At 43.0% G+C, this 20,690-nt stretch carries 17 protein-coding genes; 6 read left to right on the top strand and 11 right to left on the bottom strand.

Annotated elements, in window-relative coordinates:
- Positions 1-57: 57 nt before the first annotated feature.
- Positions 58-1,923, bottom strand: coding sequence for a DNA mismatch repair endonuclease MutL (gene mutL / locus G3569_RS15895; protein ID WP_165271002.1), 1,866 nt, complete (start codon positions 1,921-1,923; stop codon positions 58-60).
- Between the two features lie 85 nt (positions 1,924-2,008).
- A complete protein-coding gene (locus G3569_RS15890; RefSeq protein WP_240894749.1) occupies positions 2,009-2,209 on the bottom strand; it encodes a hypothetical protein in 201 nt (66 codons plus the stop codon).
- A 200-nt stretch (positions 2,210-2,409) separates the two neighbouring features.
- Here G3569_RS15890 and icd point away from each other — a divergent pair, with 200 nt between their 5' ends.
- The gene (icd, locus tag G3569_RS15885; protein ID WP_165271000.1) at positions 2,410-3,657 is read left to right on the top strand and encodes an NADP-dependent isocitrate dehydrogenase; all 1,248 of its coding nucleotides are present in this window, start codon (positions 2,410-2,412) and stop codon (positions 3,655-3,657) included.
- A gap of 96 nt (positions 3,658-3,753) precedes the next feature.
- Here icd and G3569_RS15880 read toward each other — a convergent pair whose 3' ends face one another.
- The 7 genes from G3569_RS15880 to uvrC form a co-directional block, all read right to left on the bottom strand.
- Positions 3,754-6,930 carry a TonB-dependent receptor gene (locus G3569_RS15880; RefSeq protein ID WP_165270998.1) on the bottom strand — a complete coding sequence of 1,059 codons (3,177 nt, stop codon included), beginning with the start codon at positions 6,928-6,930 and terminating at the stop codon, positions 3,754-3,756.
- A gap of 194 nt (positions 6,931-7,124) precedes the next feature.
- On the bottom strand, positions 7,125-7,676 hold the full coding sequence (locus tag G3569_RS15875; RefSeq protein ID WP_165270996.1) for a hypothetical protein: 552 nt from the start codon (positions 7,674-7,676) through the stop codon (positions 7,125-7,127).
- Positions 7,677-7,686: 10 nt separating this feature from the next.
- Positions 7,687-9,228 carry a trypsin-like peptidase domain-containing protein gene (locus G3569_RS15870; RefSeq protein ID WP_165270994.1) on the bottom strand — a complete coding sequence of 514 codons (1,542 nt, stop codon included), beginning with the start codon at positions 9,226-9,228 and terminating at the stop codon, positions 7,687-7,689.
- A 2-nt stretch (positions 9,229-9,230) separates the two neighbouring features.
- On the bottom strand, positions 9,231-9,968 hold the full coding sequence (gene recO / locus G3569_RS15865) for a DNA repair protein RecO (protein ID WP_165270992.1): 738 nt from the start codon (positions 9,966-9,968) through the stop codon (positions 9,231-9,233).
- Between the two features lie 157 nt (positions 9,969-10,125).
- Positions 10,126-10,776: a hypothetical protein gene (locus G3569_RS15860; protein ID WP_205720246.1), complete on the bottom strand. Its 651-nt coding sequence runs from the start codon at positions 10,774-10,776 to the stop codon at positions 10,126-10,128.
- Positions 10,760-11,407, bottom strand: coding sequence for an RNA polymerase sigma factor (locus G3569_RS15855; protein WP_165270988.1), 648 nt, complete (start codon positions 11,405-11,407; stop codon positions 10,760-10,762). The genes G3569_RS15860 and G3569_RS15855 overlap by 17 nt, the downstream gene beginning before the upstream one ends.
- A 380-nt stretch (positions 11,408-11,787) precedes the next feature.
- Positions 11,788-13,647, bottom strand: a complete 1,860-nt coding sequence (gene uvrC / locus G3569_RS15850) for an excinuclease ABC subunit UvrC (RefSeq protein ID WP_165270986.1) — start codon at positions 13,645-13,647, stop codon at positions 11,788-11,790.
- Positions 13,648-13,925: 278 nt separating this feature from the next.
- Between uvrC and G3569_RS18445 the strand changes: the two genes are divergently transcribed.
- The 5 genes from G3569_RS18445 (at position 13,926) to G3569_RS15830 (ending at position 18,307) form a co-directional block, all read left to right on the top strand.
- Positions 13,926-14,147, top strand: a complete 222-nt coding sequence (locus tag G3569_RS18445) for a hypothetical protein (RefSeq protein ID WP_205720245.1) — start codon at positions 13,926-13,928, stop codon at positions 14,145-14,147.
- Positions 14,147-15,619, top strand: a complete 1,473-nt coding sequence (locus tag G3569_RS15845) for a sodium:solute symporter family protein (protein WP_165270984.1) — start codon at positions 14,147-14,149, stop codon at positions 15,617-15,619. The genes G3569_RS18445 and G3569_RS15845 overlap by 1 nt, the downstream gene beginning before the upstream one ends.
- The gene (locus G3569_RS15840) at positions 15,619-16,308 is read left to right on the top strand and encodes an RluA family pseudouridine synthase (RefSeq protein WP_165270982.1); all 690 of its coding nucleotides are present in this window, start codon (positions 15,619-15,621) and stop codon (positions 16,306-16,308) included. The genes G3569_RS15845 and G3569_RS15840 overlap by 1 nt, the downstream gene beginning before the upstream one ends.
- A gap of 69 nt (positions 16,309-16,377) precedes the next feature.
- Complete coding sequence (locus G3569_RS15835) at positions 16,378-17,256, top strand: class I SAM-dependent methyltransferase (RefSeq protein WP_165270980.1); 879 nt, start codon at positions 16,378-16,380, stop codon at positions 17,254-17,256.
- Positions 17,257-17,395: 139 nt separating this feature from the next.
- Positions 17,396-18,307, top strand: coding sequence for a hypothetical protein (locus tag G3569_RS15830; RefSeq protein WP_165270978.1), 912 nt, complete (start codon positions 17,396-17,398; stop codon positions 18,305-18,307).
- 4 nt (positions 18,308-18,311) lie between these two features.
- Here G3569_RS15830 and G3569_RS15825 read toward each other — a convergent pair whose 3' ends face one another.
- Positions 18,312-18,914 (bottom strand): hypothetical protein, encoded by a 603-nt coding sequence (locus G3569_RS15825; protein WP_205720244.1) that lies wholly within the window; start codon positions 18,912-18,914, stop codon positions 18,312-18,314.
- Between the two features lie 127 nt (positions 18,915-19,041).
- Positions 19,042-20,400, bottom strand: coding sequence for a DNA recombination protein RmuC (locus G3569_RS15820; protein WP_165270974.1), 1,359 nt, complete (start codon positions 20,398-20,400; stop codon positions 19,042-19,044).
- Positions 20,401-20,690: the final 290 nt, after the last annotated feature.

Raw genomic sequence — 20,690 nt, 5'->3', positions numbered from 1 at the left:
ACGGGATGAGATTGAGATCCCACCAACGTACTTGAGCTCAGATGATAAGCAACACTTTTATCGAAAGCGAGCCTCAATATCTTCAAGTGGAATGTACTCTATTGTAGGTTTATTCAGTGGATCTTTATAGGGCTCTTCACAGGCAAAAAGTTGATCCAACAGATTTTCCATCTCCAGGTCGGTAAGCTTTTTCCCCTTTTGGATAGCCGTTTTCGATGCAAATGCAATCGCCAACTTACGACGCTCATCAAAATCAAATTTCCCATCCAACTCCTTGTACTGGTGCAGCATCGACTTTAATACCGACTGCTCATCCCCCACATCAATATCAGCGGGCACCCCGCTTACCATAGCAGTATTGCCACTCATAAGCTGTACATTAAAGCCCATACGCTGAATGATAGGATGCAATTCTTCAAGCAGGGAAAACTCAGATGCTGAAAACTCCACGGTCTGTGCAAAAAGAAGCTGCTGTGTACTGGGTATAGCCGCCTCTGTTGCGCTCAACGCTTTCTCATAGACTATACGTTTGTGTGCGGCATGTTGATCAATCATACAGAGACCGGAGCGCGTTTGCGTCAGAATATAGCAATCATGTAGCTGCCAAAAGCCTCGATCTCGCATTCGTTGCGGTCTGTCAGACTGCCCGGCATCCTGTCCTGATTCTGCCCCCTGCTCTTCCGACTGATCATCAAAATCGTAGAGCTGTTTCGAGAAATCGTTCTGTCCCCTTTTTTTTGATGATTTCTCAGGACGATCAAAATTAATCCGAGACGGAAATTTTACCGGGTTATCCTGCTTTTGCTTAGAACCGGTATTCTTTCGTCCTCCGAAGTTAAAGTTCGAAGAAAACCCTCTTGGAGAGGAACTATCATCCTTTTGCTCCCGATCGGTGACATCCGGAACCAGGAACTGCTCATTCAATGCCTTCTTGACCACTGATTTTGTGAGCTTTATCATACTTCGTTCATCCTCAAACTTCACCTCTTCTTTGGCAGGATGCACATTCACATCTACCTGCTTGGGATCAACTTCAAGAAAAATAGCATAAAACGGGTAATCCTTTTCGCCGGTCCATGTATCATAAATACTTAGGATAGTATGAGTAAGCCATCGATGCTGAATGGGTCGTCCATTCACAAAGATAAACTGTTCTCCCCTGCTGCGCTTCGTTAGCTTGGGATCGGCAAGAATGCCATGCACCGTCAGGTAGCTTGTTTCTTCCCTGAATTTAATAAGACTTGCTTTGTAGCTCTTCCCAAACATTCCGCTGATACGCTCTTTCATCGACTGCTCTTTCGGCAGATCATATATCGTATCAGTATCGGCAATAAGCTCAAAACCGATATCGGGATTGGCTAGAGCGGCCTGTTGTACCGTCTTAAGAATATGTCGAAACTCGGTAGCATCTGTCTTCAGGAACTGGCGGCGAGCACGGACATTAAAGAACAAATTGCGTACAGCCACAGATGTTCCGGCTTCGACAGCAGCAGGTTCAAAGGATTTTTCTTCGCCTCCCCAAATTTCATATTTATAACCCATATCATCTTCGTGACGCTTCGTTTTGAGCGTCACCTGGGCCACCGATGCAATAGAAGCCATCGCCTCGCCACGAAAACCGAGTGTACGGACACGAAACAGGTCATCCATATCCTGGATCTTAGAGGTGGCATGCTGCTCAAAACAGAGGCGTATATCCTCTTTTCCTATACCGGAGCCGTTATCCACCACCTGGATGAGTGTGCGCCCCGCATTTTGAATCACAATTTTAATATGATCCGCACCCGCATCAATGGAATTATCCAACAGTTCTTTGACAACAGAACTTGGTCGTTGAATAACCTCACCGGCGGCTATCTTATTTGAAATTTCAGGGGGAAGCTGACGTATTATGGAATTTGAAGAATCCGTTTCCTGAGTCAAGGTACCTGCTTCTTTTGCATGATTTTTATTAAGGCAGATGATACAAAATTATCACCCTATAAGTAAGATGAAATCACACCTAAAACTACAGCAGATACATGATGTAGATCACCATTGCCAATCCCAGTGCATAAATCAAAACAGAACGTCCTTGATGGGTCTTTTTATAGGGGCGTTTTATTTTAATACGCTCGCGTCGGCTCTGCTCTTTCTTGGGATCGTAATACCGGTATTGGTATTTAAACTTTTTGTTTTTGGGACGATGCCCGAACATTGACTTAATCATAACGGATTCCTTTGGCTAAAAATAGGAATTCTTTCTGTTGCACAATATAATGAGAAAATAACCAATTTTCAGCTCCTTTATCGTTCTATAAAACGACTGCTAATTAATTTTATTTGAAATTACGTATAACTCTGCACCTGCATCATTTTTTTACTATACTTAGAATGCAAATTTAATCCGAACTTATTGCTGAAATATCCATGAGTTACGACAAGATTACGCCTCCCGAAAACGGGACTAAAATTACTACTGAATCTGATGGTAGCCTGAACGTTGGTGACAACCCTATTATTCCTTTTATCGAAGGTGATGGTATTGGCATCGATATTACCCCAACCATGCGCCATGTGCTCGACAGCGCTGTTGAAAAGGCCTACGACGGTAAAAAGAAAATTGAATGGTTTGAAATTTATGCCGGAGAAAAGGCTGTAGATTTTTACGGTGAAGGCCAATGGCTTCCCGAAGATACCCTTAATGCTATTGAAGACTACAAGGTTGCTATCAAAGGACCTTTAACAACTCCTGTTGGCGGTGGCATCCGTTCGCTGAATGTTGCCATTCGTCAACATAAAGACCTGTTCGCCTGTGTACGGCCGGTTAAATATTATAAAGGAACCCCCAGCCCGGTAAAGCATCCTGAAAAAACCGATATGGTTATCTTCCGTGAGAATACCGAAGATATCTATGCCGGTATTGAATATCAGACAGGAACCCCGGAAAATGAGAAACTGAAAAATTTCTTGATTGATGAAATGGGAGTAGATAATATGCGGTTCCCTGATACCACCTCTCTGGGAATTAAACCGATTTCTGAAGAAGGAACAAAACGTCTTGTTCGCTCGGCAATCAACTACGCCATTGAAAACGACCGAGACAGCGTTACCCTTGTTCACAAAGGGAACATTATGAAGTTTACCGAAGGTAGCTTCAAAGACTGGGGATATGAAGTAGCCCGTGAAGAGTTTGATGCCGAAGTCATCGGCGAAGGTCCCTGGTGTAAACTGCCCAACGGAATCGTTGTTAAAGATGCTATTGCAGATGCATTTCTGCAGCAGATCCTTACCCGTCCTGATGAGTACGACGTAATCGCCACTATGAATCTCAACGGTGACTACGTTTCTGATGCTCTTGCAGCTTGTGTAGGCGGTATTGGTATTGCACCCGGAGCCAACATTAATTATAACACAGGCTTAGCCGTTTTTGAAGCAACACACGGTACTGCTCCTAAATATACCGGCCAGGATAAGGTGAATCCCGGTTCATTAATTCTTTCCGGTGTTATTATGCTCCGTTACCTGGGGTGGGATGAAGCTGCTGATCTTATCGAAAAAGGACTGGAAGCTTCTATCAGCCAAAAAACCGTAACCTACGACTTTGAGCGACTGATGGACGATGCAACACTGCTCAAATGTTCTGAGTTTGGAGATAAAATTGTAGAAAATATGTAGTATACCCTACATCCCTTTTCTAGCTATATACCAAAAGCCCGCAAAGAATTACTTTGCGGGCTTTTTTTATGAATTAATTGTGACCGAAGTTATTTTTTAGTTGAAGTTATATCGCAATCCAAATTGTACCTGCCATCTCGATTGCAAGTTAAACTGGTTTGTATAAGTATCATCTAGGCTGGTATCAAAACTATAGGTAGGATTTTGATTTGCATCAACACTTACCCCTATCGGTTGGGTATTAACCGGTGCCTTCTTTACCCCCCATTCAGAGTTAAGCAGGTTTCCAACATTTAACATATCCACAGTAAACTCAAAAGAGTTCGTTCCAAGATCCAGCTCTTGCATTAAGCGCAGATCCCAACGACCATACCATGGACTCAAATTAGCATACTTTTCAGCGTATTCTCCCCGGTTCTCGTTGAGGTATTCATCTTGCACAATGTACTCATTAAATGCCTGTCGCTGTGCTTCTTGTTCTGTTGGGGTCCCAGAAAAATCATACTGTTCCAGTTCAGATTGTGTGGGAATATAGATGAGATCATTAAGTCCCGACCCATCCCCATTGGCATCTCCTGAATAGGTATAACTATACCGCCCTCCTTTAGCATATTCAAAGAATAGAGAAACCGTTGTTGCCCACATGCCATCACTATAATTGAACGTTTTGTTTAAGCGTCCCACAAAACGATGTTTGTTGCCATATAGCGAGGGCGCTAATTCCGGTTTGTTAACATTTCCAAGAGCCGGATTACGAGCAAACGCATCACTGGAAATTTCGGCTTCAATCGAACTCAAATCACGTGAATCCAGATAGTTATAAGCCAGTGAGGCAAAAAGTCCGCTATCAAAACGCTTCTTTACCTCTACCGTCCAGTTGAAACTACGGCCTTTATCAGTATTGGTAAATACATAGGCATTAACATTGCCCCCAAAAGGACCTGTCGCATGATCGGATGACAGATAATATGCTCTGTTATCAACCCCATTTAAATTTCCTGATGGCGGTTTTAAGCCATAATTCCGTACGATAGCAGCATTGATATCTTTCGTAAAGATAAAGTCTGTGGATACCAACCACCCGCCGTCAAATTTTTTCTCGGCCCCGAGGTTAGAACGCCATACTTGGGGAAAATCAAAATCAGGAGAGGTAATTTGATAAAAGAAGAAATCAGGATTGGCAACTTGGTTGCCAATCCACACAAAAGGTAATCGTCCCGTAAATAACCCAGACCCACCGCGCAGCTGTAAGGTTTGATCACTAAACACATCCCAATTAAACCCTAACCGAGGTGAAAACAGTGGATCTTGATCCGGTAATTTCGTGTGATCAAAAGATACCCCGTTCCCATTTTCATCAAAGTAAGTTACACCAGGGGCATAGGTACCGCCTTCGGATATAGTTCCTCCTTTGCGTTCAATATTTTCGCGAATCTTTTCTTTAGTGTTAAAATAGAGTGGCAGATCTACCCGCAACCCGTAGGTGAACGTAAAATCTTCGCTGACCGCCCATTTGTCCTGAGCATAAAACGCCCACTGCCCTATATTGGTTTCTGCCAGTGCCCAGCTATCATTTGCGTTATTATTTTTATACACATCTCGCGCATTTTGTACCGCAGAATCAAACTGTCCCGAGTTAACATAATTCAAAAAATCTTGGACACTGGAAAAATCAGCCGCAAAGGTTCCACCGGGTTGCCCGCTAAAATAGGCTCCCAGGTTAAAAGAATTATCAAACAGAAAAGCCTCAAATGAACTACCAACAGTTATGGTATGGTCATTGGCAAAAATGTCGAAATTATTGGTTGCCTGCCATACTTTTTGATCCAATCGGTTGTGAATAGAAAACGGTTCGTGACCGGCTACAATATACCGTGACCCATTTTTGGCAATATTGATAACCGGAAAAGGTTCACTAAAGGGCTCCCTGCTGTCATCAAAATGGGTAAAGCCGATCTGTAATTTATTGGAATACTTGTTGCCGAACATCGACCGCACTTCCAGGATACCGGACTGTATGTCATTGTTAATGCGATAGCCGGAATTAAAGAACTGCAATGTCGTAATATCCGGTCCCCGTCGTCCTAAGGCTGATGGGTGAGCATTTTGCTCACGAAAGGCATCTAAAAAATTATATGTCAACGTTACCGAATGTTGTTGATTAACATTCCAATCAAGCTTTAAAATCCCCTTATTATTGTCTGTATCATGGGAATAACGTTCATATGGCCCCGTTTCATATCCATATTCGCTTTTCAAAATATCACTTACTGCTTTTAGATCCGATTCAAGAACTCTCGAAGTATTACCGGATCCAATTTCACCGGGACTATCAGCAGCTAAAAAATCAGTTCCTAGGTCATCGCGCCGCTCAATTTCAAAATTAGCAAAAAAGAATAATTTATCCTTTACAATTGGACCTCCGATACTAACTCCGGATTGTAACTGCGTAAGATCAGGGACAAAAATATCATTTCCAGCTACCTTACCACCTGTGAAATTCTCATTACGATAATAGCTGAATGCCGAACCTTTAAAAGTATTAGTACCACTTTTGGTTACAGCATTAACCGATGCTCCAGTAAATCCCGATTGAGTAACATCATAAGGAGCTACTGAAACCTGTATTTGGTCAATAGCATCCAGCGATATAGGTTGTGCATTTGATTGTCCTCCGGGCGTTGCAGCATCAAGGCCAAAAGGATTGTTAAATATAGAGCCATCCAAAGAGAAGTTATTAAACTGATCGTTACGACCCGCAAACGAGTTGCCATCAGATGAGGGCGATATTCTATAGATATCTTCAGCAGAACGAGTAATGGTCGGTAGATTTTTCAGTTCAGCATTATCTATCGTTGTAGCGGCACCGGTTCTATTATCATTTATATCTTCTGTTCCGGCCGTTACCACTACCTCAGTCAACCCTTCCACATTTTCAGCAAGCTCGAACCGCACTGTTTGAGTTTTACCTAGCGTCAAGAATATTTCTTTCTGGGATTGTGGCTCAAAACCGACGAAACTAGCTTTCACCGTATATGGTCCGCCCACTCGTAAATTATTTAATGTAAAACGGCCGTTGGTCCGCGTTGAAGTCCCCCTCTTAGTGCCAGAAGGCTCATGGACTGCTATTACATTCGCCCCCGGCAGAGGTTCCCCATCTTGGTCAACTACAATACCCTCTATAGAGGCAGTGGTAATCTGTGCATAACTATTTTGCAAACTCAATAGTAAGAATAGAAAAAGTGGCGCAACAAATAGTATTTTTCGTAACATTTTAACCCTACCTTTTTATTTAAACTAATATTTTTAACCTAATAGGTGATTTATTATAACACTAATAAGCTAATGTTGAAAATTATATTAGTTATAGAGGGAGGACCAATTATATACTCTTGGGTAGGTAAAAAAGAAAAAGGGTACTCATTAAATTATGAGTACCCTTTAAGCAGATCAGTATAATTTCCCTGTCAGAAACTCTCAAAAGCTTTGGATTCTTTCATTGCATTCCATGCTTTGTCATACCCTGCCAGTCGTTTACCAATTCGTTCAACTAACGCAGACTTCGATACCTTCACCTGCGCAAAACCACGATAACTCTCGTAACCCTCTACATTTCTTGCCTCAGTATTGGTTACCGTAACAATGTCATTTATAGCTTTATCCGCCTTCCGAAGGGCAATTAAAAACTTTGCAGAATCTAAACCATAACCCGAGCCATATTCCGAAACTGCATCAGACCGAATTTCTTCCAGCTTATCAGATAGAGCCGCCTGCAATTCTACTTTTGCGCGAGACACTGCCCTTGATACTGAAGAAGCGGAATCACTGTTCAGGGCCGAGGCATATCCCAACAACTTGTCTTCGCTGTCAACCACTGATTTAGTGCTATACCATGGGGGAGAGTCTTTTACCTCCTCTTGGGAGGAGGTTTCCTGCTGAGCCACTTCTGATGTCCCAGAACAAGATGAAAGGAATAAACATGAAATAACAACCACCACTAAAACCAAAAAACGATGCATAAAAATAATTTTACTGTTCTAATTCGACCACTTTGGCCTCTCCCTCTCGGGTTTTGACCTCTAACAGTACCGAATTGTATTTATTTAAAAATTGACTTATAAGATCCTTTAAAGATTCCAGATCTTCAACTTTTTGATCGCCTACTTTTATTATCTCAAATCCAGCTTTTAGCTCTTTTTCAGCAGCTTCGGACCCATTTACTACTTCGGTGATGATCAGATGAAACGTATCAGACGTCCCTTCTTTGCGAATCGCCATCACCTTAATCCCAAAGTCAAGCACAGCAAAACGACTCTCATCATCAAGTGAATGATCGCTGTCTCCGCCTTTTTCACCTGTTTCTTCGGGAGGGGCAGTATTGGCAAACTGTTGGCCTTCAGGTTCCAACAATCCTAATTCAACAGTCTTTTGTAGCTCTCTGCCATTTCGCAAAATATTGAGCTTCACTAACTCACCGGGATTTCGTACCGCTATCTTCTGCTGCAGCTGATTAGACTCGTTCACTTTATCCCCGTCAACACTTAAAATGACATCCTCTGTTTGTAGTCCTGCTTTAGCTGCTGCTCCACTGGGCGATACTGCCGTGATCTGTACTCCGCGAATCTCAGCCATATTCAGTTGCTCCGCCAACTCAGCATTCACGCTTACGATCGTTACTCCCAGCAGGGCGCGACGCACCTCACCGTATTGAATAAGGTCTTGCCCCACCTTAGCCGCTAAGTTCGAAGGTACTGAAAAGCCATAGCCCTGGTAACTGCCGCTTTGAGAGGCAATAGCAGTATTGACCCCAATCAATTCTCCATCCGTATTAACTAATGCCCCACCACTATTTCCTTTGTTTATAGCGGCGTCCGTTTGAATAAAACTTTCCACCCGCATTTGGTCATTGATAATCTGGACATCCCGACTTAGCGCACTTACAATACCCGCCGTTACCGTTGATCGCAACCGAAATGGATTTCCAATAGCCAGCACCCATTCTCCCACATCTACTTCATTGGAATTACCAATAGTAATAGCAGGAAGATTCTTTGCCGGAACTTTAAGAACTGCTAAATCCGTGGTAGGATCTTGACCCACAATACGTGCTTCAAATGCCCGCTTATCGTTTAATACTACTTCAATACCATCCTCTACTGCCCCATCAATAACATGATTATTTGTTAAAATATATCCATCACTGCTTATGATGATACCCGAGCCCACAGTACGCGTACGGCGAGGGATAATATTTCCCCAAAACCCATCTTCCTCATCGTGAAATTCATCATCGGGGACATTACGACGACCCGAAAATGGTATTACCGTTTCTATATATACTACCGTCGGAGTAACGCGCTCAGCGATCTGTTTAAAGAGAAATCGATCATCAATCTTGGTTAGCTCTTCGTCGCTAAAAATTGGTGTGCTATTATGCTTTACTTCTGTAACCTCTACCTCTGCGTGGTCATCTACCATATTTTGTTGCTGGTAAAAAGCGATAAGCGTACCTATAATTACGCCAATAAGTACTAACAAAATACCCGACAAATAACGGTCTCGGCTTTTCATAACTACTCCTGTAAAATTTGTTCAAAGATAGCATCAGATTTACGGTCCCGGAGTCCTTCAACATGATATTTCAAGTATCGGTCTAAGTGATCGATCAGTGACCCCAATTCGCCAGTATCAAACGGCATCTCAAATAATTTTGAACTCCTTGCCTGAAGTGCAATACGAATATAATCGTATTGCGTTTGCGTTAGTTTGTAAGAATGCGAAGAAATACTTTCTGTAGTTATTAAACCCGATTCCAGGTTAAAATAGTTCGTTTCTTCCTCCGTCTGGTTTACATCAAGCTGTAAGCCAATTCCGGTAAGCGCCGCCAACCGTATCTGTAGGTACGGAAACATCACCGGTGGATGGATATCAGCCGTATTGAGCCAGGTCAACATCTTTTTAGAAAAATCAAAGAGTGGCTTATTGACTTCATCATCATGTAGAAGCTGGCTAATCAACTCAATAGCTGATGTCATCGTGGCCATCTTCTCAAAATTGACACGTAACTGGTCATTTTTCACGGCATAGCTGGCCTCGGAGAGAATTTGTACCGAACGCGATGACTTGTGGTAATAAACAACATCAAGAATATTGCCGACCTCTATAAGCCCCGAAAATTTACTTTTCGGTTTTTTGGCGCCGCGAACCATAAGTGCAATTTTACCATGCTCTCGGGTAAACATGGTAACAATCTTACTGGACTCTTGGTAATCTACCGTCCTGAAAATAATCGCTTCGGTATGGGTAATCATCTGTTATACTCGCTGGTTCAATCTTCTTACACTGTTGACCTACCAAACAGTTTGGGGGGTACTCGAAGTCTTACTCTGATACCTAACTTTTTATAAAGGAAATTGTACTACTTTAAGATATCAAAGTATAGAGCCTTTCGGCTAACAAAACCAGCAATTAATTACCCGATCCTGTTAATTGAAGAGAATTTACACGATTGGTACCCTGCGTGGGTCGTTCAATCAAACGCAACTTTTGGGTAGCATCTTTAATAAGTGTTTGGTACTGCCCGTTTTGCTTCAAAAACTGATCTTCAAAACGAAGAATATCATTCCGGTCGGTCCATGGTTCAACCTCAGGTTGGGATGAATCTAATGGCGAGGATTGTGATTTATCATTGTTTATTGTAGATAATTGTGCTCCCCTGAGATTAGAAGAGATATTGGCAGAAGAAGCCGTTGATGATGTTGTCGTCTCAGCAGGAGCATTCTTTTTACTCTCGCTACCGATAAAGTACCACATACCACCGGCCGTAACTGTTAAAGCCAGTGTAGCAGCAACGGCATATTGTAATACCGGTTTAAATGTCTTCTGGGATTGACGATTCTTTTCGGCTTGTTCAGCCGCTTTATCCATAATGGCATCGGTAACATCAGAAGGCGGTTCCATTTTTGGAAGTTTATTCAACTTCTGGAGCGTTTGTCTCATGCTTTCAACTTCGATAAGAAGATCTTCATCTTCCATCATTGCTCGTTCCATGAGTAGCTCCTCAGAAGGATCCATCTCCTTCATCAGGTACCGAATACAATCATTATCCTCGTTGGGCATAATTATTTTCTTCTTGTTCTTTTTCTTTCTCAAAAAGTTTTCGAAGATTTATTAACGCATACCGCATGCGTCCTAATGCGGTATTTATGGAAACATCCGTAAGTTCAGCAATTTCTTTAAACGGCATCTCATAATAGTGTCGCAACATTACTACTTGACGTTGTTCCTTGGAAAGCTCACCTATATGCTTCATAAGACTACTTTTAGCCTCTTCTTTCTCGAGCTGTTCCTGTGCGCTGATAAGATCTTCATCAGGCAAACGATCATAGAAATCAGTGTTTGATTCTTTGTCGTAGTTAGAACTAACGTCCACAAACCGTTTTTGTTTTCTTAAATAATCGATTGTTGCGTTATGGGCAATCCGCATAACCCAGGCAATCCATTTCCCCTGTTCGTTATAGGTGTCATCCATCTTTGTGATGACCTTTGTAAAGACTTCCTGGAAAATATCATCAGCTTTCCCGGCACTGCCCACCATACTATAGATATAGGAATAGATCTTGGTCTGATGCCGATTCATTAACTCGTTGAATGCCTGCTCGTCACCGTTTTGTCGGTAAAAACGAACAAGATCTCTATCCTCGAGTTGCTGATATTTCTTACTGATATGTTTTGATTGCTTGAGTTTCATAATAACCTCACGGCTGAATTAAGAAAATTTTAGTCAGCGATGCAACTAACAAGTTATTAGATGCATGTTATTGACCTCATCTTACATTCAGAACAAACTTTTTTGTAATTCATTGACTGTTAGTAAACAGTTAATATAGTCACTATGCAAATAATTGTTCCAAAATGGTGAAACCAATCGCCTACTGCTAATAGCTGTTTTCATTCTAATTCTTAGCAGAGTTAGTATCTATCACATGATAATGTTAGAGGTATTAAATACTACAACTTCCATGCCGAAGCCATGAAACCTGCCATTTTTGATCCTTTTACCCCATTCTGCCCGGCTAAAAGCAGTCAATTAACCAATAACAAAACTCAAATATGAAAAAGCTTCCCTCTTTACTCCTCTTCATCCCCATTAAAATAGGTATACACCTTTTCTCCCGTTTTATTGCCAACTTCTTCTTGTAGTTCGTTCAACGAACTCTCCTGAACAGCACTCACCGACCCAAACGCTGTCAGTAACTGCTTGGCCGTTTTATCACCAATACCACTAATTTGAGTCAACTCAGTTTTTATTGTACGCTTCGATCGTTTATTGCGATGAAACTCAACGGCAAAACGATGTGCTTCATCTCTCACCTTCTGCAATAATTTCAGGGCTGATGATTTCTTGGGGATCATAATGGATTGGGACCTGCCAGGTACAAAAACCTCTTCGAGCCGCTTTGCCAAACCGATAATTTCACACTGTCCATAGAAACCGATCTCTTTAAGAGCAGCAACGGCGCTGCTTAGCTGGCCCTTGCCTCCATCGACCACTATTAAGTCCGGTATCTGTTCTTTCTCATCCATCACACGCTTATAGCGTCTGCTTAATACCTCTTTCATAGACGCAAAGTCATCGGGGCCCTCAACTGTTTTTATATTAAAACGCTTATAGGAGCTTTTCCTGGGACGTGCATCTACAAAACAGACCATAGATGCCACGGGATCGCTGCCCTGCAGGTTTGAGTTGTCAAAGCACTCAATACGTCGGGGCAAACGATCGAGACCCAATTGCTCTTTAAGCTCTTTCACCGAATGGGGAATATGTTTACGCGCCGCTTTTTCTTTTTCGAGCTTCCGTTCTCCCAGTAACAACTTAGCATTGGAAAGTGCCATACGTATCATTTTTGCTTTCTCTCCCCGTTGCGGACGGTGAACACGCACCTTTTTACCTCGCTCCTCCCATAGGTACTGGGCAAGTGGTTCCGAATTTCTAAGTTCATCACTAACATAAACCTCATCAGGTATAGCTCCCGCATACTGTCCCGTATAGTAATCTTCTACAAAAGACTGCAACATCTCCCCTTTCTCGAGGTGTTTGATATTCTTCAGGAACCGATGAAACTTGCTGATCAGCTTCCCTTCCCGCACTTTAAAGAGCACCCCGCAGGCCTCATTTATCTCCTCATCAACCTTAACAGCAAACAGATCACGGTCCACTTTTTTACCGGCTACCATCTTCATTTTCTTACTGTACTTTTGTACCGCTTGCAAACTATCACGTATGCGAGCTGCCTTTTCATATTCCAATGCATCAGAGGCGATCGACATCTCCTCTTTGAGATCACGAATTAGCGCATTCGTGCGACCATTTAGCATTCGTTCTACCTTCTCTATGGTAGCTCTATACTCCTCAAGATCCCAATCCCCGGAACAACTCTCCAGGTAATCATCAAAACAGGAGTGCCATTTGGGTGCCCCCTTGGTACGATCGATATTCTTTCGGGATACCGCACAGGTACATAGATTAAATGCCTTACGAATGGTCTCAAGCATCCGCTTCATATGTTTCACACTGTCGTAGGGCCCAAAATACTTGCTACCGTCGTTGATTACTGTTCGCGTTGGAAAAACGCGAGGACGGTCGGCATTAGTAACACAGATATAGGGATAGGTTTTGTCATCCCGATAGAGAATGTTATACCGCGGCTGGTGCTTTTTAATCAGGTTGTTTTCAAGAATAAGGGCTTCCGCCTCCGAATCCGTAACAATCACGTCCAGGTCTTCGATCTTACGTATCATCACCCGAATACGCCCGTTGTGATCACTGGAATCCTGAAAGTAGGACCGCACCCGGTTGCGTAATCGTTTGGCCTTACCCACATAGAGCAGCCGATCTTTTTTATCCTTAAACATATATACGCCGGGAGAAAGCGGCAGATTATCCACTTTTTCCTTTACATCCACATCGGGGCTATGCTCATTGCTCATCGTAGAAAGAACTCTTTTATAATCTCAATTTTTCCAGGCATAAACTTACTGATAGTGTTACTGGAATGGAAACATTTAAAGAGGACTTTGCAAACCCCATACCAAGATGGTTGTACCACCGATATCCCATATTTTTTAGCGAGAGTATAAATCCCTCGGAGATGTTGGCAATAGATTTTGCAAAACTTCCTTAAAATAAGTCAATCCCAATATCAGGGATTGATTCATAACCTATAATTATTACATTAGTAGACGAATCAAGATCGATTATATTCTCTATGAGCCTTCGGAAAAAATTTTTTATAACTATTTTTATTCTCATTCAACTGGGATTGATTTGGCCGGGCTATGCTCTCTTTTCGGATATTTATCCTATGATCCTGGGATTACCGCTCTCTTTTTTCTGGGTTGTAGTGATGCTGGTATCCGCCTTTTTTCTGCTGCTCTGGTATTATTTAACCGATCCAACACACCAGAACCCCAAATCTTCTGAATCCTGATGGAAAGTTGGGTTATTATTTTACTTATCTGTGGAATTTACCTTGCCGTAACTCTGGCGATGGGTATTATTCCGGGATTAAAAGTTTCTGATAGCGTAAGCGGATTTGTGGCCGGTGACCGCAGCATGAATGTACTGCTGCTTTATTTTGTGTTGGGGGCTTCCATCTTCTCTTCCTTTGCTTTCCTCGGTGGACCCGGTTGGGCTTACTCCCGGGGTGCTGCGGCCTTTTACATTATCTCCTATGGAGCCACCGGTATGATTCCTATCTATTTCTTTGGACCAAAAGTGCGACGCTTAGGTGAAAAGTATGGTTTTGTAACGCAAGCCGAAATTTTGCAAGACCGTTTTAACAGTACCTCACTATCTGCGCTATTGGCTGTCATAAGTATTATTGTCTTTATACCCTATTTAACCCTACAAATGAAAGGCGCCGGTTATGTTATCACCACTATCAGCGAAGGCGCCATTCCACAATGGCTGGGAGCAGGCATCGCTTATCTCGTGGTTTTAATGTACGTCTACTTTAGCGGTGTTATGGGCGTAGGCTGGACCAATACCTTCCAAGGTATCTTTATGATGGTAATCGCTTGGTTCCTAGGACTCTATTTGCCTTATAAACTATTCGGAGGAGTAGGCGAGATGTTTACCCAAATTGCCCAAAGTGACATGTCGGCTATGCTACAGGCTCCCGGTCTCAATGCCTCCGGTGAACCCTGGAACTGGTGGAGTTACAGCTCAGCCGTAGTTGTATCGGCAATAGGGTTTTCGGTGTGGCCTCACCTTTTTATGCGCGCCTTTGCCGCCAATAACGACCGAACGATGAAACTCACAGCGGTACTTTATCCTACATTTCAGTTTTTCCTGGTTCCAATTTTAATCATTGGCTTTACGGCCATCCTTGCCTATCCCGGTGTAACCCCCGCAGACAGTATTCTACCATATATCCTAACCCAACTCGACCTGCCCATAATCATTATTGGCCTTGTTTGTGCTGGTACACTAGCTGCCTCTATGTCTTCCGGTGATGCCATACTCCATTCAGCAGCTTCTATCGGCGTCCGTGATGGCCTTTCTCACATTTTACCAGCCAAGTGGCTTACTGATAGAAAGGAACGTAATCTTATCCGACTCCTTGTTATCATCATCAGTCTGGTAGCTTACTATTTTGCCGTTATTTCGGATGTGCCCATTGTTAACCTGCTGCTGGGATCCTACGGTGGAGTCGCGCAAATTTTTCCACTGGTGCTTGGCATGTTTTACTGGAAACGAGCAACAGGATACGGGGCAATAGCTGGGCTTTTGGGTGGGGTTCTCACCACCATACTTTTTCTGCTCTATCCCGAACTCCGTCCCTTTCCCCTACACGAAGGAATTTACGGACTTATAGTAAATGTAAGTCTCCTCACAACAGTAAGCTTATATACAAAACCCGAATCACAAGAACGCATAGAACGGTACCTTAACGCATAATGAAGCAGACGCACACGCAGCCCGAAATCCCTATTGTTTTTGAGGATGATCACCTTCTTCTTATTCAAAAACCTGCCAATGTTCTCTCCCAAGAAGATCATACCGGCGATCCGGATGTCCTCACCCTATGTAAAGAGTATCTCAGTCGTACTCAAAATAATCCCTACCTGGGGTTAGTTCACCGACTTGACCGTCCGGTGGGCGGACTAATGTTATTAGCTAAAACTCCCCAATCGGCCAATGCCCTATCTCAACAAATACGCGATCGTACAATACAGAAAACCTATTGGGCCATTACATCGGGCTCGCCACCTCAAAACGGTATGCTCACTCATCATCTGCATAAAGATCGGGATCGAAACGTAGTAGAAGTGGTAGCCGGAAACCAGAAGAAAGGGAAAGAGGCGATCCTTTCTTTTGCTAAACTGGAAGAAACGAATGATCTGAATTTGCTATCCGTTCATTTACAAACCGGCAGGCCACACCAAATTCGAGTACAACTTGCTCATGAAGGGTATCCGATTTGGGGCGACTACAAGTATGGGATAGATCAACCCGATGGCCGTAATATGGCATTACGAGCTGTAGAATTGAACTTTGAACATCCCACGCTCAAACAACAGATGCATTTTGAACTTGCGCCCCCCAACGAAAAGCCCTGGAATCAGTTTTCAATTATCCAATTATAGCATTGGAGGTCCATATTACTATCAGCGCAGCAGAATAGTCGAGATCATCGAATCTTTTATTACACTCAAATGAAAGCCGATCAGCTTAGTCAAACAGCGGCCTTTTTAGCGATCAAATTTTACGGGCTCAGCCGTTTTGATACCTTCCGGTCATTATTTGATGATTCTGTTGTCTCATTTTATGAGCACCTTGTGCAAACATTACCTGCTCCTTTACGCTACTACCACTTTTGGCTCAAATTTGGATGGGTTCGTCGCCTGTACATTTGGTCAGAAGAGCTTTTGCTGCCCGGTGACTTACTTCATGTTATAGCACGTAAATGGTATATTCAACGGATGGTGAAGAAATGCATCGCTGATGGTTATGAACAACTGATTGTATTGGGGGCCGGTTTTGACCATCTGGCCTACCATTACTGCCAGCAAGGGATGTACTGTATTGAATGTGATGTACCCTATATGGCGAAACGAAAACGAGCGTTTTTTCAGCAATTCTATCCCAACAGCCGACATCCCCTGATTATCGAAACCTATCTGCCGGAAAATCAGTTAATCGATGTTTTGGGAAGTCAACCCAATCTTGATCCCAATAAAAAAACTATCATAGTAGCAGAAGGCTTTTTTGATTATCTGAACACCCGTACTGTAAAACACACCTTACAACAGCTTAAACAGCATTTTCTAAATAACCCCATTCTCATAAGCACACATTTTGCCCTAAATGAGCTTTCGCCATTCCAGCGTCGTGTCTTTCAGTCCAGTGTACAACTCGTAGGCGAAGAATTACAGCTCAATAAATCGATGGACGAATTTGAAGATTTGTTATCAGAAACCAATTACAAAGTGCTGGAACACTTTGATAGTCAACAAATTAAGGAAACCTTACATACCCATACTGATACAAATCCCCCTATGCTAAATGGCTTTCATATAGTTCTGGCAACGTAACAATTACAAACATTAAAAAAGTTAAACCTTCTTAAATCCTTGAATACGCGGAACATTCAAACAATACCTGCTGTTGTTTGAATGGAGACATACAGGTCTTTATTACCGCAATCCGTCTGCAGCATCAGTAGATAGTGCTATGGGAAATTCTAAACTTAGTAAAGAAGAAGCGATTCAACTCATTACTCCTGTAATAGATGGGGAAGCGACAGATAGTGAACATGAATCCTTTATGGACTATATCTCCGAAGACGAAGAGATACGTTATGCATATCTTTCGATGAAGAAAGTAAAAACTGTTGTACAGTCACGTTGCCCACGCGCCGAGGCTCCTGCTTCGATCAAAGAGTTTGTTAAAGGTATAAGCTACAACGCCAAAGAAACAGACGCACCCATCTATGATCTCCCGACAGATCGATCGGTTGGGCACCCAAAAAATGTTAAAAAATATGCGGAAGAATCAGCGCAACGCAACAGTAGCACATTTATGAAAATTGCGGCAGCCATCGCTATATTTGCCATCATTGGCTGGACATACTTCACCCTTGCCCCTACTGCAACCTCTACAAAGCCCCTATATAACATTGAGCAATCGGCATATGACCACTTCGTGCGTAATAAGGGACAGTGGATAGAACCAACTATTGCGACCACAGATTTGGGATCAGCGGAACTACAGCTCGCTTCCAATTACGATATGCCCATGATTATCCCCTCTATTCGAAATGCCAGTTTTAAAGGTGTAGTGTATCATACCTTTGTTTCCGGTTTCAAGGCCCCCATGCTTGAGTATTATCTCCCTGCCCAAGATCAGTACATTTATATTTTCGCTTTCAAGTTAGACAAGCTGAAGCAAAACAGGCACCTCATACGAACTAAAGAGGCCATACAGCAATGCAATAACCCTACAGATTTTTATATCCGAGAGTTTGATGGCAAACATGTAGTTTCCTGGAAGTGGAATGATGTCTGGTATGCCGCGATATCCAATCATGACGGCAATACCCTTGCTTCCTTGGTTAAACCACTGCACTATAATTCCGATGAATAAGCTTTTATAGCCTTATCTGTGCGGTAAGCATCGGCGCTGTTTTGTTTTTAAAATTAATCTGCTCAGAATCGATTTTCAGTGAAAATCGTGAACGCCTGTTATATTCTCTCACTGATGCTTTTGCACTTACAATATTATATACCATACTCCCCAGTATCAGGACCTCTCCAATAAGTATTTTAGTATCCGTTAAAGATACTTTGCGGTCATCTATAGTAAGAGCATCAGCAAAATCATCCCCAAAAATTTCACGGGTTGCATCCGCCATTAAAAATGCCCCCACACCGCGAACGACCGCCCCAAGGGCACCACGTTTGTAGTCTTCTACATGAAAATTTGCCGTTGAAGGACCTATTATTAAACCATACACTGCCAGACCTGCACCTACCGTTTCAAAAGTATTATTGTCAGTGATGGCTACTGTTCCAACACCTAAGGCAATGGGGCTTACCGTATTTGTATAACCGATACTGCGTGCTTTTGCTACAGATTTGGCTTCTGTACCTCCCAGTTCTACTGATATATCATCCTGTGCTTGTACTGGTTGCCAAATATGTAGCAATAATAGGGTTAAAACGACCGTAGAAAGATATTTTTTCATAGACACAAATATGAAAAGCTTTTACCATAAATGAAATTAAAAACTAATATGCTTCTCGTATTTTCGAAACGATCATCATAAGTCAGCTACGTTGTATGTTGGAGGTTAGAGGCTGGAAATTGGAAGTTGGAGGCTAATCTTTGTTCTTCTCTTCCAGTTGCTGACGTTCGGCCAGATCGCCGGGCAGATTCTTGCTGGCTTTGGCTCCCAGCTCTCGCAACATCTCTACCTGTCTAACTACATTACCACGCCCTTCAGACAGACGTCCCATCGCCTCGTCGTAACTCTCTTGGGTCTGACGAATACGCTGCCCAATATCCTGCATGCTCTCTACAAACAGTACAAACTTATCATATAGTGCACCGCCGCGTTCTGCTATCTCCTGCGCGTTCTTGCTTTGGTATTCCTGCTTCCAAACGCTGTCAATGGTAGCGAGGGTAGCTAACAGCGTTGAAGGACTTACGATCACAATATTTTTATCAAAGGCATCGTAATAAAGGCTGGCATCGTGCTGCAGGGCTATTCCAAAGGCCGATTCAATAGGTACAAACATCAGCACAAAATCGGGGCTGTTGCCGCCGTATAACTGCTCGTAATTCTTACTACTGAGCCCCTTTACGTGGCTTCGCAAGGAATTCACGTGCTGCTTCAGGGCCCGCTCCCGCTCAGCTTCATCATCAGCAGAACTAAACCGTTCGTAGGCGGTCAGCGATACTTTGGAATCTATAACAAGACGCTTTTCGTCGGGCAGATGTACCACCACATCCGGATACAAGCGTCGGCCGTCATCGGTGGTATGATGTTCCTGTACCTCATATTCACGTCCCTTGGTAAGGCCTGACTTCTCAAGAATCCGCTGCAGGATCACCTCACCCCAGCTTCCCTGCGTCTTGGATTCCCCTTTCAGTGCCCGGGTCAGGTCTTTCGCCTCTTGGGCCATCTGTTTGTTCATCTCTTTGAGGTGTTTGAGATGCTCTTTTAAGGAACTTCGTCCCTCAATATCCTCTTTGTGGGTCTCTTCCACCTTTTTCTTAAAGGCCTCCATCTTTTCGCCCAGCGGCTTAAGCAGCTGATCCAGCTTTTCTTTATTCTGTTCGGTAAATTTCTGGGACTTCTTCTCCAGGATCTTATTGGCCAGATTCTCAAACTCATCCTTAAACTTATCCTGCAGATTCTCCATCTCCTCTTTCTGCTCACGGAGTCGCTCTTTAAGGTTGCGGTAGTCGGCATTGAGTTCAGCCAGCTGCATTTCTGCTTCGTTGGCTCGGCCCTGTTCTTTCTGGTAGTTATTCTTTGCTTCCGAGACCTCAGCGTCCAATCGTTCGTTGCGCTCCTCCAGCCGTGAGATCGTCTGCATAGCCTGCTCGCGCTCCTGCTCCAGAACCTCTGCCTCTTCCCTGCTTAACGCCTGACTGCTCTTATATTTGAAGTGGGCGATGACGTAGCCTAAGATGAGGCCAATAATAATAAATAGGATTGAGATCAATTCCATGCTTTTAGGTTAGTCTGTTTCAGGATTCAGGTTGCAGGATGTGTGGTTCGTGATACATGAACCGTAATGCGTGACGGCTTGAGCTAATATCACGGTTCTGCAGTCCAGTTTCCAGTGTGGTGGAAAGATAAAATAGAAGAGTGACAACGTGGTGGCAGGCTCCTTTAAGAATGGTTTACTTTACTGCCCTATTCTATAGGAGAGGGACCTCGAAATAACTTAAAAGAGGGACAACTGAATCATATAACGATTCCTTGTCATGCTGAATACTATGACTTTTTCAAGCTTTT

This window comes from Fodinibius halophilus, from assembly GCF_011059105.1.
Taxonomy (GTDB): Bacteria; Bacteroidota; Rhodothermia; order Balneolales; family Balneolaceae; genus Fodinibius; species Fodinibius halophilus.
Note: the sequence above shows the minus strand (reverse complement) of the source record. Positions and strands in the feature narration are given on the sequence as shown.